Raw genomic sequence first — 11,275 nt, forward strand, 5'->3', positions numbered from 1 at the left:
TCTGGTGCGAGCGCAGAAAGCCGGGGTGCGGGTGGTGCGCTCCACCCGCTGCGCCGAGGGACAGGTACTACCCAAGCCGGGTGATGCGCTGCCTGCCTCGCAAGGCCTGTCGCCAGTCAAGGCGCGGGTCGCTCTGATGCTTGATTTGCTGCGGGCGGATTGATCGAAAAGGACTGCCAGCCGTGTTCACCGCACTCAAGACACACGCCTGGGCTTATCCCGCGCTCGAAGTCGTCCACATTGTGGGCATTGCGCTGTTGCTGGGCAATCTGGTGTTGCTGGAGTCGCGGGTGTTTGGGCGCGGTGCGGCCTTGCCGATGAAAGACCTCGCCCGGCTGAGTCTGACTTTGGCCGTGTGTGGCTTTGGATTGGCGGCAGCATCGGGTCTTTTGATGTTTGCCACCCAGCCGTCGGAGTTGCTCAGCAACCGCGCCTTTACCTTGAAGATGCTGTTGTTAATGCTTGCGGGCTGTAATGCGGCGTGGTTCCATGCACGTGATTCCCTCACGCGCCTGGACGGGCTGGCCCGCCTTCAGATGCTGGCATCCACCATGGTGTGGCTGGCGGTGGTGGCTTGTGGCCGCTGGATTGCGTATCTTTGAGATCGCCCCCTTTTCATCAGGAGTCTGTATGAGCCTGCAACGTCGCCATGTGCTGATCGCCGCCAGTGCCTTGCCTTTGGGGGTGCACGCCCACCATGGCTGGAGCAGTTTCGATGCAGACCGACCGCTGTATCTGGAGGGCGCAGTGCGCAAAGTGCGCTGGCAAAACCCGCACGCAGAGCTGAAGCTGGAACTGCCCGCAGCGCTCCTGTTGCCAGCGGACCTTGCGCAACGCGCCATCCCCGCGCAGACAGCGCCCGTGGATGGCCGCGCGCTGCTGGCCAAAACGGTGCTGCCGACCCGCAAGGACCGCGTCTGGGAAATTGAGCTGGCGCCGCTGACCCGCATGCAGGCGTGGCAGGTGCCAGAGATCAAGCCAGGCACCGCCGTATCAGTCGTGGGTTTTGGCCTGCGGGACGAAAAGGGCGAGGCGGTACTGCGTGCCGAGTACCTGTTTGTGGACGGCAAAGCCTACGGCCTGCGGTCCAGTCCTGCCTGAGTCAAAGCACACGCCCGCGACAGGCGGCTGTCGCGGCTGCCTTGCTTCAAGGCGGCCCATGAAAAAAGCGACGCCCTGGTGCGGTGCGTCGCTTTGATGGGGCTTGACCGCCCAATGTGTGTCAGGCGGTTTTTTGCTCCCGGTTCAATGTGTCAGCTGGCCAGCGCCTGCAGCGCGCGTGCGGTGATCTCGTCCACACTGCCCGTACCGCTGATGGCGCGGTACTTGGGTGCTGCGGCGGGTTCGGCCTTGGCCCAGTTGCTGTAGTAATCCACCAAAGGGCGCGTCTGGTCGCTGTAGACCTGCAGGCGCTTCTTGACGGTTTCTTCCTTGTCATCTTCGCGCTGGATCAGTTCTTCGCCGGTCAGGTCGTCCTTGCCTTCCACCTTGGGGGGGTTGAACTTGACGTGGTAAGTGCGGCCGCTGGCGGGGTGCGAGCGGCGGCCGCTCATGCGCTCAATGATGGCGTCAAAGGGCACATCGATTTCGAGCACGTAGTCGAGCTTGACGCCCGCTGCCTTCATGGCATCGGCCTGGGGAATGGTGCGGGGGAAGCCGTCGAACAGAAAGCCGTTGGCGCAGTCTGCTTGCGTGATGCGCTCCTTGACGAGACCGATGATGATGTCGTCACTGACCAGTGCGCCCGAATCCATCACTGCCTTGGCCTGCAGGCCCAGGGGGGTGCCAGCCTTGACCGCTGCGCGCAGCATGTCGCCGGTGGAGATCTGGGGGATGCCGTACTTCTGGCAGATGAACGTGGCTTGCGTGCCCTTTCCGGCGCCAGGCGCGCCCAACAGAATCAGTCTCATGGATGTCCTCGAAAGTTAGAAATCGGGTGGCGCCGCTGGCGGGGACGTTCGAAGGGCGCCTGAAGCCGTTCTGTTCGCCCGGGATGCGGTGCTCTCGTTACAGTTGAGGATAGCATGTGACCACCTCACGCTGACTTACAGGGGTGACCGTTTCCCGGCCAGCACCTCCACCTGGCCCCGCCTGGCCTCCATGTGGCCCCGCTATACGGACCCCATGCATTCAACGTGCGACCAAAACGCGCCGCAGCGCCGGGCGCCATAGAACTTTCAGCGAAACAACGCGCGCACCCGCTCCAAGTCCTCCGGCGTATCCACGCCAGGGCCGGGTGCTGCGTCTGAGAGGTGCACGGCAATGCGATAGCCATGCCAGAGCGCGCGCAGCTGCTCCAATGCCTCGACCGCCTCGGTCGGTGCAGGCGCCAGCTGCGGAAATTCCCGCAAGAACCCCGCGCGATAGCTGTAGATGCCCACATGGCGCAGCGGTGCAAAGCCTTGCACCGCTGCCACACCAGGGTGTGCCGTCTGTGCTGCGCCTTCCCACCACGCGTTGCCTGCATGGTCCCGCCCAAATGGAATCGGTGCACGGCTGAAGTAGTGGGCCAGGCCCCGTGCGTCCAGTACCACCTTCACCACATTGGCGTTGGTGTAGTCGGCCAACGATGCGATGGCATGGGCAGCGGTGCCCATGCTGGCTTCAGGACGCTTTCCGTCACGGTCTTGCAGCAGGCTCGCCACGGCATTGATGAGGCCGGGGGCTATCAGCGGCTCGTCACCCTGCACATTGACCACGATGTCGTCGCCGTCCAGCCCCAGTTGCGTGCAGGCTTCGGCCAGCCGGTCGCTGCCACTGGCATGGTCGGCGCGCGTCATGACGGCTTGCACACCATGGGCTGCGCAGGCTTGCAGGATGCGTGCGTCGTCCGCCGCCACCACGACGCGGGTTGCCGCGCTCTGCGCAGCACGCTGGGCCACGCGCACCACCATGGGCAGGCCGGCAATGTCAGCCAGGGGCTTGTCTGGCAAGCGGCTTGAAGCCATGCGTGCCGGTATCAGCACGGTGAAGGGGATGTGGGCTGCGGCGGGCACGGGTGCGCTCACTGCTCCAGTTCCTCGTCGGTCAAGGTGCGGGCTTCGTTTTCGAGCAGCACCGGAATTCCGTCGCGCACCGGGTAGGCCAGTCGCGCGCTGCGCGAGACGAGTTCCTGCGCCTCGCGGTCATAGGTCAGTGGGCCTTTGGTGACAGGGCAGACCAGCAGTTCGAGCAGTTTGGGGTCCATGGGGGAGGAGCTTTCCGGGAGGGTTCGTTCAGGCAGGGGCAGATGATAGCGGCGGCCTTGCAGCCCCATACCCTGGGGCGACTTGGTTCAGCCAGCCATCCAGTGCGTCGAAAAAAGGCGGAGCCATCTGCACGGCCAGCGGCACAGCCAGTGCGTCCGGGTGGCGGGCCCAGAGCTTCACCGCGTCCTTTTCGGTGCAAATCAGCGGTATGTGCTTGTTGGATATGCGCTGCCAGCTATCGAAATCATAGTGATCTGGCAGGGCCTCGGTGCGCTCCAGCGTCAGGCCTTGGGCGCGCAGCATGGCAAAAAAATCACCAGGCCTGGCCACCGCCGCCACCGCGTACAGCGGATGGCCGCGCAGATGGGCCAGCGGCACTTGGTGACCATCCGACTGAAGGGCATAGGGCGCCAGGCTGCGCTGCAGCGCAAATGCAGGCGCCGTGGTCCCACGCGGCGGCGCACTGCCTGCGTGCAGCACGATATCCACGGCGCGGGGCCAGGGCTCCCGCAGCGGGCCGGCAGGCAGCAGAAAACCGTTACCAATGCCTTGGTCGTTGAAGATGCAGATTTCCAGGTCTCGCTGCAGCGACAGGTGCTGCAAGCCGTCATCGCAAATGAGAACGTCGGTATCGGGGTGTGCGGCAAGCAGTGCGCGAGCGGCGGTGATGCGGCGTGGGGCCACAAACACGGGCACTGTGCCGCCGCCCGCCACGCTGCGTGCAATCAGGGCAGGCTCGTCGCCTACCTCACTGGCCGGGCTGTCGGGCCGCACCGCACGGCAGTCCTGCGTGCTGCGGCCATAGCCGCGCGAAATCACGCCCGTGCGCAAGCCGCGTGCCTGCAGGTGTTTGACGAGTGCGATGACCACAGGGGTTTTGCCGGCGCCCCCGGCAATCACGTTGCCCACCACGATGACGGGGCGGCCTGGGTGTTCGGCCCGGAGCCAGCCCTTGTGGTACAGCCAGCGGCGCAGGGCCACCAAGGTGCGGTACACCAGTGAGGCAGGCCACAGTGCCCATGCGACGGGGCCCCGGAGCTGCCAGATTTTTTGCAGCCGTTGTTCGGCCTTGGGTGAGGAGGGAGTAGGAGCCGGCGGGGCCGGAGCCCGAGGCGGCTGCGGCCCGGACGCAGACATGCCTGTCAGCGGCTGACCGCGCGTGCCGACGCGGACGACTGCGTGGCAAACGTGATCTGCGTGAGGCCCACGCGGCGCGCGGCTTCCATCACGGTGACCACAGACTGGTGCGGCGACATGGCGTCGGCGCTGATGATCACCACGCTGTCACGCCCCGCCGTAGCGGCGCTGCGCAGCGCCTGCGCGATCGCGTCCACGCTCTTGCCATCCACGCCGGTCTTGTTGACGGCGTATCGGCCGTCGGCAGCCACCGAGACGATCACTTCCTTGGGGTGGTCGCGCTGCTGCTCGGCATCGGCCACGGGCAGAGTGAGTTGCAGCTCCGTGAACTTGCTGTAGGTGGTGGTCAGCATCAGAAAGATGAGGATCACCAGCAGCACGTCGATGAACGGGATCAGGTTGATCTCTGGCTCATCCTTGGCGCGGGGGCGAAAGTTCATGGCGCTTATTTGACTTTGCGCAAACGCAGGATATGGCGAACAAATTGCTCCGATGCCAGCTCCAGCGTGAGCAGATAGGCGTCCACACGCGCCCGGAAGTACCGCCAGAAAATCAGCGAGGGGATGGCCACAATCAGGCCAAACGCCGTGTTGTACAGCGCGATCGAGATGCCGTGGGCCAGCTGGGCCGGGTTGCCGCCACCCATCGCCTGGCCCACACCACCGCCGCCCGCTTGCGAGCCAAAGATCTCGATCATGCCGATGACGGTGCCCAAAAGGCCCAGCAGCGGCGCTGCCGAGGCAATGGTGGCCAGGGCGGAGAGGTATTTTTCCAGCCGGTGCGCCACCGCGCGGCCGGTGCCTTCCATGGCGGCGCGCAGGTCGGTCTCGCTGCACTGGGGGTTGCTGTTGAGGGTGCGCAGGCCGCTCGCCAGCACCTCGCCCAAGGCCGAGTTCTGGGCCAGCTGGTTCACCACATCGGGGGTCGGCAAGCCCTTGGACGACACCGTGATGGCTTCGTCCAGCAGTTTTGGGGGGGCAACGCGGGCCGTTTTCAGGGCCAGAAAACGTTCAAAAATCAGTGCCAGTCCCAGGACGGAACACGCGATCAGGGGCCAGATGGGCCAGCCTGCGGCTTGTATGATGGACAGCAAATCTCTCTCCGCGCAGATGAAAGCAATCGGCGATTATGGCCTAGCTTGCGGCGGCTACTGCGTCACAAACCGTTACGTTATCGCACGCACTGCCCATCGCCGCGCTCACCCACAAAAACTGTGGATAACTTTGTGGGCAACCCGCATCCAGAGCCCCGCAAAGTGGCTTCGCGCCGTGCTTACAACAGATTGATGAAAAATTGTGCAATGAAAAACGTATATAGATCAACGACTTGCACGTGCGCTCGTGTTTTGCAGGCGGTTGGGGTCTCCATGCGGGGAGGCGCTCCCGCTGGCCTGAAACTGTGGAGTACTTGCATGGTGTGCGCGGCTCCAACGCCCGCCGTTTCTCATGTTTGAGCGCCCGGGCCCAGCAGCGGCGCCCCGTATCTGGGAAGTTGGCGCGCTGTGCCGCGCCATTGCTGATGCCCTGGAGGCGCGCTTCAATCCTGTCGCGGTGCGCGGCGAGATCACGGGCTTCTCGCGCGCCTCCAGCGGGCATTGTTATTTTTCGATCAAGGACGCCAACGGGCAGTTGCGCTGCGCCATGTTCCGCCGCGCGGCCACCCTGCTTGACTTTTCGCCGCGCGATGGCGAATTGGTGGAAGTGCGCGGGCGCCTCGGTGTGTATGAGGCGCGGGGCGATCTGCAGTTCATCGTGGAAAACATGCAGCGCGCGGGGCAGGGCGCGTTGTTCGAGCAGTTCTTGCGGCTCAAGGCGCAGCTCGACGCCGAAGGCCTGTTTGACACTGCCCGCAAGCGCCCGCTGCCGCTGCAGCCGCGCGGCATTGGCCTGGTCACGTCAGCTGGCGCGGCGGCGCTGCACGATGTGGTCACGGCTTTGCGCAGGCGTGTCCCGCACATTCCGGTGGTGCTGGTGCCAGCGCAGGTGCAGGGTGTGGCAGCACCGCCGTCCATCATTGCTGCGCTATCAAAACTGTATCTGCTCGCGCAAGCTGGACGGGCACATGGGGCTGATTCGAACCAGCACCCGTCCATTGACGTGATTTTGCTGGTGCGTGGGGGCGGCTCGATAGAGGACCTGTGGGCGTTTAACGACGAGCAACTGGCACGCACCATCGTACAGAGCCCGGTGCCACTGGTGAGCGGCGTGGGGCACGAGACGGATTTCACCATCGCTGACTTTTGCGCCGACCTGCGCGCACCCACGCCCACGGCGGCGGCCGAACTGGTGGCACAACCGCGTGAGGTCTGGCTGGGCGCGCTGGGGTTGCTGGCAGGGCGCCTGAGCGATGGCGTGCAGCGCCAGCTCGATGTCCGTCACCAGCGGCTGGACCAGGCCGCTGCGCGCCTGGGTCGCCCTTCGGGCCTGGTAGCGCGCCAACAGTTGCAACTGGCACGCCTCGCACAGCGCATGCGTCACGGGGTGCTCCTGAAAATGCAGCGCTTGACGCAATCACATCAAGCGCTGGCGGTCAATTTACCCCAAGCGCTGCAACGCAGTGTGGCGCAGCATACCGACCGGCTGGACCGCGCTGCCTTGCGGCTGGAACTGCTGGACCCGCGCCTCGTGCTGCAGCGTGGTTATGCGCTGCTGACTGACACCAGCGGTCAGGCGGTAACCAGCGTGCGGCAGACCCAGCCGGGCGACGCGCTGCGCGCCACGCTGGCCGACGGTGCGGTGGATGTGACGGTGTCGCAGCCACGTCTTTTGTAACCGGTTCATACCTGGCGGTGGGCGGGCGGCAACCCGTCTGTAGGACAGAGGCGGTTTGTGACGACGTGGGCTGAATCCGGGAGCCCACATGCTGCACAGGTCACCTGATGTTCCTACAATGCCCCTTTCGCGCTGTGTCTGACTGCATTGCTCAGGAAAGCCCGCGTTGCAGACGGCATCCCAGAATTTCAAACCACGAGGAAACACCACCATGGAACACACCCTTCCCCCGCTGCCCTACGCCATCGACGCCCTGGCTCCGCACTACAGCCAGGAAACCCTGGAGTATCACCACGGCAAGCACCACAACGCCTACGTGGTGAACCTCAACAACCTGCAAAAGGGCACTGAGTTCGAGTCCCTGACGCTGGAAGAGATCATCAAGAAGGCCAGCGGCGGCATCTACAACAACGCCGCGCAAATCTGGAACCACACGTTCTTCTGGAACTGCATGGCCCCCCAAGGTGGCGGTGAGCCTTCGGGTGCACTGGCTGCTGCCATCAACGCCAAGTGGGGCAGCTACGCGGCCTTCAAGGAAGCCTTCGTGAAGTCCGCTGTGGGCAACTTCGGTTCTGGCTGGACCTGGCTGGTGAAGAAGGCCGACGGCAGCGTGGACATCGTCAACACGGGCGCCGCAGGCACGCCACTGACCACCGCCGACAAGGCACTGCTGACCGTGGACGTGTGGGAACACGCTTACTACATCGACTACCGCAACATGCGTCCCAAGTTCGTCGAGACTTTCCTCGACAAGCTGGTGAACTGGAAGTTTGCTGAGGCCAACTTCGCCTGATCGCTCGAGACAGTCGCGGTGTGACCTCGCACCGCGCTGACAACAAAAAAACGGCCCGAGGGCCGTTTTTTTGTTGCACGGCAGAGAAGTTGAAGTCTTTTCGGCTGGATGCGCTAGTGAAATATGGCTCTGTTGCTATTAGATATGTAGCATCAACAGCCCTTGGCCCTTGGCGTTACTGCCGGGCAAACGGAGTCCCGCCGAGTTTGGCTCCGGCCTTGATGCCTTTCTTGGCAAACCAGCCCTGGTTCATTTCCAGCACATAACGCACGGGCTTGGCTGAGCAGTGCGAGTCCAGCGTCTGGGGTTTCATGTCCTCCAGGTTCACGATGGTGCCGTCATCGGTAATGAAGGCGGCCGTGAGTGGCAACAGGGTGTTCTTCATCCAGAAGCATTGCTGGGAGGGCTGCTCAAAAACAAACAGCATGCCCTCGTGCACGGGCATTTCCTTGCGGTACATCAGGCCAGTCTGGCGCTCCTGGGGTGTGAGTGCGACCTGGGCGTCGATGCGGTGCATGCCGGCGGTCAGCTCCACGCGCCGCAGGTTCATCTGCGGGCCTTCCTGAGCCTGGGCGACTCCAGCGGGCGCGGCCAGTGCACATGCCACCAGCCAGACACCCACTGCTGCGACTGCGCGGCGGGCAAGGCGAGGAATGCCTGTCGCACCGCGCAGGGCGGCGAGCGGGAGGGCTGGGATGGCGCGTGAGGCGGTCATGGGCGGGGCTTTCTGGGTAACAAAAACAAGGCAAAGAACAACGGGCTGCGCTAGGGACGGACTGCGGCGTGCACAAAAAGTTCAGGCAGCGCGCAGGGTATCCGCAACACCAAAGAAAACGCCCGCAGAAGCGGGCGGTTTTGAATCAGCGAAGGCCCGAGGCCCCTGTGGTGGGTAGGTCAGGCCTTGCGATGATTTCAGGCTGCCTTGTGGGCGGTTTTCTTCTTGGCGACCTTTTTGCTGGTCTTTTTCTTGGCGACCTTCTTGGTGGCCGGTGCTGCTGCCTGGGCCGTCATGGGAGCGGCTGCGGGAGCGGTGGTGGCAGGGGCGGCTGCGGGTGCCTGTGCAAAAGCACCAGCAGTGAACAGACCGGCCACGAGGACAGCGAGGAGTTTTTTCATATATGCCGTTTCCAGTGTGAACGAAGGTTGAAGGGCCGGACGAAATCCGTACGGCTCCACTCGCAACGATAGCAGCGCCCAGTGCGTTGACAGGGTCTTGGACGAAAATTTTTGTCATTAGAATGGTTTGAAACCACACTGCCACGCCTGTGGCGGTGCTTCTTTTCCTCGCTTTGCCCCCTCATCGACCGAATCACACTCGGCGCATACCGGAGACTCCCCACCCATGACCACCTACCAGCACATCGTGGTGCCTGCCGAAGGCCAGAAAATCACCGTCAATGCCGACATGTCCCTGAATGTGCCGGACGAGCCCATCATTCCGTTCATCGAAGGTGACGGCACTGGCCTCGACATCACGCCCGTCATGATCAAGGTGGTGGACGCAGCCGTATCCAAGGCCTACGGCGGCAAAAAGAAGATCCACTGGATGGAGGTGTACGCCGGCGAAAAGTCCACCAAGGTATATGGCCCCGACGTGTGGTTGCCCGAAGAAACCTTGCAGGTGCTGCGCGAGTATGTGGTGTCCATTAAGGGCCCGCTGACCACACCCGTAGGGGGAGGCATCCGCTCGCTGAATGTGGCGCTGCGCCAGGAGCTGGACCTGTACGTCTGCCTGCGCCCCGTGCAGTATTTCAAGGGCGTGCCCTCGCCGTTGAAGGAGCCTGAAAAGACCAATATGGTCATCTTCCGCGAGAACTCGGAAGACATCTACGCCGGCATCGAGTTCGAGGCCGAGTCGGAGAAGGCAAAAAAGCTCATCAAGTTCCTGCAGGACGAGATGGGGGTGAAGAAGATCCGCTTCCCCAACACGTCCGGCCTGGGCGTGAAGCCCGTGTCCATCGAGGGCACAGAGCGCCTGGTGCGCAAGGCCATCCAGTACGCCATCGACAACGACAAGCCCAGCGTGACCATCGTGCACAAGGGCAACATCATGAAATACACCGAAGGGGGCTTTCGCGACTGGGCCTATGCCTTGGCACAGAAGGAGTTCGGTGCCGAGCTCATCGACGGCGGCCCCTGGTGCCGCCTCAAGAACCCCAAGAACGGCAAGGAAATCACCATCAAGGACAGCATCGCCGATGCCTTCCTGCAGCAGATCCTGCTGCGCCCGGCCGAGTATTCGGTCGTGGCCACGCTGAACCTGAATGGTGACTACATCTCCGACGCGCTGGCGGCACAGGTGGGCGGCATCGGCATTGCCCCTGGCGCCAACATGTCCGACTCGGTGGCCTGCTTTGAAGCCACCCACGGCACGGCGCCCAAGTACGCGGGCAAGGATTACGTCAACCCTGGCTCCGAGATCCTGTCGGCCGAGATGATGCTGCGCCACATGGGCTGGACAGCGGCCGCCGACCTGATCATCAGCTCGCTGGAGAAGTCGATCGCATCCAAGAAGGTGACCTACGACTTTGCCCGCCTGATGGAAGGCGCCACGCAGGTCAGCTGCTCGGGGTTTGGGCAGGTCATGATCGACAACATGTAGTCGCATCCGCCTTGGCTTCGGAGCGGTTCAAAACGTCTCCATAAAAGAAGAACCCTGGTGCGTCATTCGGACCAGGGTTTTTTGTTTGCGCCTCAGCGTCCCAGCGCGCGTACCAGATAGTCGATGAGCACCCGCACCCGCAGGGGCATGTGCCGGTTGCCTGGGTAGATCAGCGAGAACGGGCGTGACGCGCCCGCATGCCCCGCCAGCACTTCGACCAACTGGCCGTTGCGCAGATCCTCCTCCACCAGAAAACGGTACGTTTGTACCAGGCCTGCTCCTGCGCGGGCCAGCGTGACCTGACCCAGGATGTCATCAGCACAGCGCAACTTGCCCTTGGTCGGCCATTCCATGGTCTGGCCCTCGTGCACCAGCAACCAGGGAACGACCTGCCCGCTGCTCGGCAGCACGAACTGCACGCATTCATGTCGTTCCAGCTCTTCTGGCGTAGCGGGTGCGCGGTGGCGTTTCAGGTAGGCCGGGGCTGCGACAACGATCAAGGCCGCATCCTCCAACTTGCGAGCCACCAGGCTCGAATCTGGGGGTGTTCGGCCGCGGATGGCGAGGTCAAAACCTTCCTCGGTGAAGTCCACGTTACGGTTGGACAACTGCAGTTCTATCTCTATGTCGGGGTACTTCTTGCTGAACGAGGGCAAGAGAGGCAGTACGCGATGGTGGCCGTACGAAGTGGGCAGGCTCATCCGCACAAAGCCTGCTGGCTTGAGTTGCTGGCCCGACGCCTCACGCTCTGCCTCGCTGAGTTGCGTCAGCGCCTGGCGGCATT

General features: G+C 63.3%; 14 protein-coding genes and 1 pseudogene. 6 read left to right on the forward strand and 9 right to left on the reverse strand.

Going from position 1 to position 11,275, the window contains the following annotated elements; translation table 11 throughout:
• The 3 genes and pseudogenes from ISS20_RS20050 to ISS20_RS20060 form a co-directional block, all read left to right on the forward strand.
• A pseudogene (locus tag ISS20_RS20050) lies at nucleotides 1-163 on the forward strand (asparaginase); the annotation flags it as partial.
• A gap of 19 nt (nucleotides 164-182) precedes the next feature.
• Nucleotides 183-602 carry a hypothetical protein gene (locus ISS20_RS20055; RefSeq protein ID WP_291438915.1) on the forward strand — a complete coding sequence of 140 codons (420 nt, stop codon included), beginning with the start codon at nucleotides 183-185 and terminating at the stop codon, nucleotides 600-602.
• Nucleotides 603-630: 28 nt separating this feature from the next.
• Nucleotides 631-1,101, forward strand: a complete 471-nt coding sequence (locus tag ISS20_RS20060; RefSeq protein ID WP_291438917.1) for a DUF6152 family protein — start codon at nucleotides 631-633, stop codon at nucleotides 1,099-1,101.
• Nucleotides 1,102-1,253: 152 nt separating this feature from the next.
• On the opposite strand, the gene adk is transcribed toward ISS20_RS20060, so the two are convergent.
• From adk to ISS20_RS20090, 6 genes are all read right to left on the reverse strand, one after another.
• Nucleotides 1,254-1,910 carry an adenylate kinase gene (gene adk, locus ISS20_RS20065; RefSeq protein ID WP_291438918.1) on the reverse strand — a complete coding sequence of 219 codons (657 nt, stop codon included), beginning with the start codon at nucleotides 1,908-1,910 and terminating at the stop codon, nucleotides 1,254-1,256.
• A 267-nt stretch (nucleotides 1,911-2,177) separates the two neighbouring features.
• Nucleotides 2,178-3,008 carry a 3-deoxy-manno-octulosonate cytidylyltransferase gene (kdsB, locus tag ISS20_RS20070; protein ID WP_291438919.1) on the reverse strand — a complete coding sequence of 277 codons (831 nt, stop codon included), beginning with the start codon at nucleotides 3,006-3,008 and terminating at the stop codon, nucleotides 2,178-2,180.
• Complete coding sequence (locus ISS20_RS20075) at nucleotides 3,005-3,187, reverse strand: Trm112 family protein (protein ID WP_056062396.1); 183 nt, start codon at nucleotides 3,185-3,187, stop codon at nucleotides 3,005-3,007. Before ISS20_RS20075 ends, kdsB begins: the two co-directional genes overlap by 4 nt.
• A gap of 28 nt (nucleotides 3,188-3,215) precedes the next feature.
• On the reverse strand, nucleotides 3,216-4,325 hold the full coding sequence (gene lpxK / locus ISS20_RS20080) for a tetraacyldisaccharide 4'-kinase (RefSeq protein WP_291438924.1): 1,110 nt from the start codon (nucleotides 4,323-4,325) through the stop codon (nucleotides 3,216-3,218).
• Between the two features lie 5 nt (nucleotides 4,326-4,330).
• On the reverse strand, nucleotides 4,331-4,765 hold the full coding sequence (locus tag ISS20_RS20085) for a biopolymer transporter ExbD (RefSeq protein ID WP_291438926.1): 435 nt from the start codon (nucleotides 4,763-4,765) through the stop codon (nucleotides 4,331-4,333).
• Between the two features lie 5 nt (nucleotides 4,766-4,770).
• Nucleotides 4,771-5,418 (reverse strand): MotA/TolQ/ExbB proton channel family protein, encoded by a 648-nt coding sequence (locus ISS20_RS20090; protein WP_291438928.1) that lies wholly within the window; start codon nucleotides 5,416-5,418, stop codon nucleotides 4,771-4,773.
• 352 nt (nucleotides 5,419-5,770) lie between these two features.
• Between ISS20_RS20090 and xseA the strand changes: the two genes are divergently transcribed.
• Both xseA and ISS20_RS20100 read left to right on the forward strand, forming a co-directional pair.
• The gene (gene xseA, locus ISS20_RS20095) at nucleotides 5,771-7,096 is read left to right on the forward strand and encodes an exodeoxyribonuclease VII large subunit (protein ID WP_291438930.1); all 1,326 of its coding nucleotides are present in this window, start codon (nucleotides 5,771-5,773) and stop codon (nucleotides 7,094-7,096) included.
• Between the two features lie 211 nt (nucleotides 7,097-7,307).
• Nucleotides 7,308-7,889, forward strand: coding sequence for a Fe-Mn family superoxide dismutase (locus ISS20_RS20100; protein ID WP_056062412.1), 582 nt, complete (start codon nucleotides 7,308-7,310; stop codon nucleotides 7,887-7,889).
• A gap of 175 nt (nucleotides 7,890-8,064) precedes the next feature.
• Here ISS20_RS20100 and ISS20_RS20105 read toward each other — a convergent pair whose 3' ends face one another.
• Nucleotides 8,065-8,604 (reverse strand): DUF192 domain-containing protein, encoded by a 540-nt coding sequence (locus ISS20_RS20105; protein WP_291438933.1) that lies wholly within the window; start codon nucleotides 8,602-8,604, stop codon nucleotides 8,065-8,067.
• Between the two features lie 197 nt (nucleotides 8,605-8,801).
• A complete protein-coding gene (locus ISS20_RS20110) occupies nucleotides 8,802-9,005 on the reverse strand; it encodes a hypothetical protein (RefSeq protein ID WP_291438935.1) in 204 nt (67 codons plus the stop codon).
• 226 nt (nucleotides 9,006-9,231) lie between these two features.
• On the opposite strand from ISS20_RS20110, the gene icd reads away from it, so the two are divergent.
• Complete coding sequence (gene icd, locus ISS20_RS20115; RefSeq protein WP_291438937.1) at nucleotides 9,232-10,491, forward strand: NADP-dependent isocitrate dehydrogenase; 1,260 nt, start codon at nucleotides 9,232-9,234, stop codon at nucleotides 10,489-10,491.
• Nucleotides 10,492-10,583: 92 nt separating this feature from the next.
• Here icd and ISS20_RS20120 read toward each other — a convergent pair.
• On the reverse strand, nucleotides 10,584-11,275 hold a 692-nt coding region (locus tag ISS20_RS20120), incomplete at its 5' end, for a substrate binding domain-containing protein (RefSeq protein WP_291438939.1).

It is taken from the genome of Acidovorax sp. (assembly GCF_016783915.1).
Taxonomy (GTDB): domain Bacteria; phylum Pseudomonadota; class Gammaproteobacteria; order Burkholderiales; family Burkholderiaceae_C; genus Acidovorax.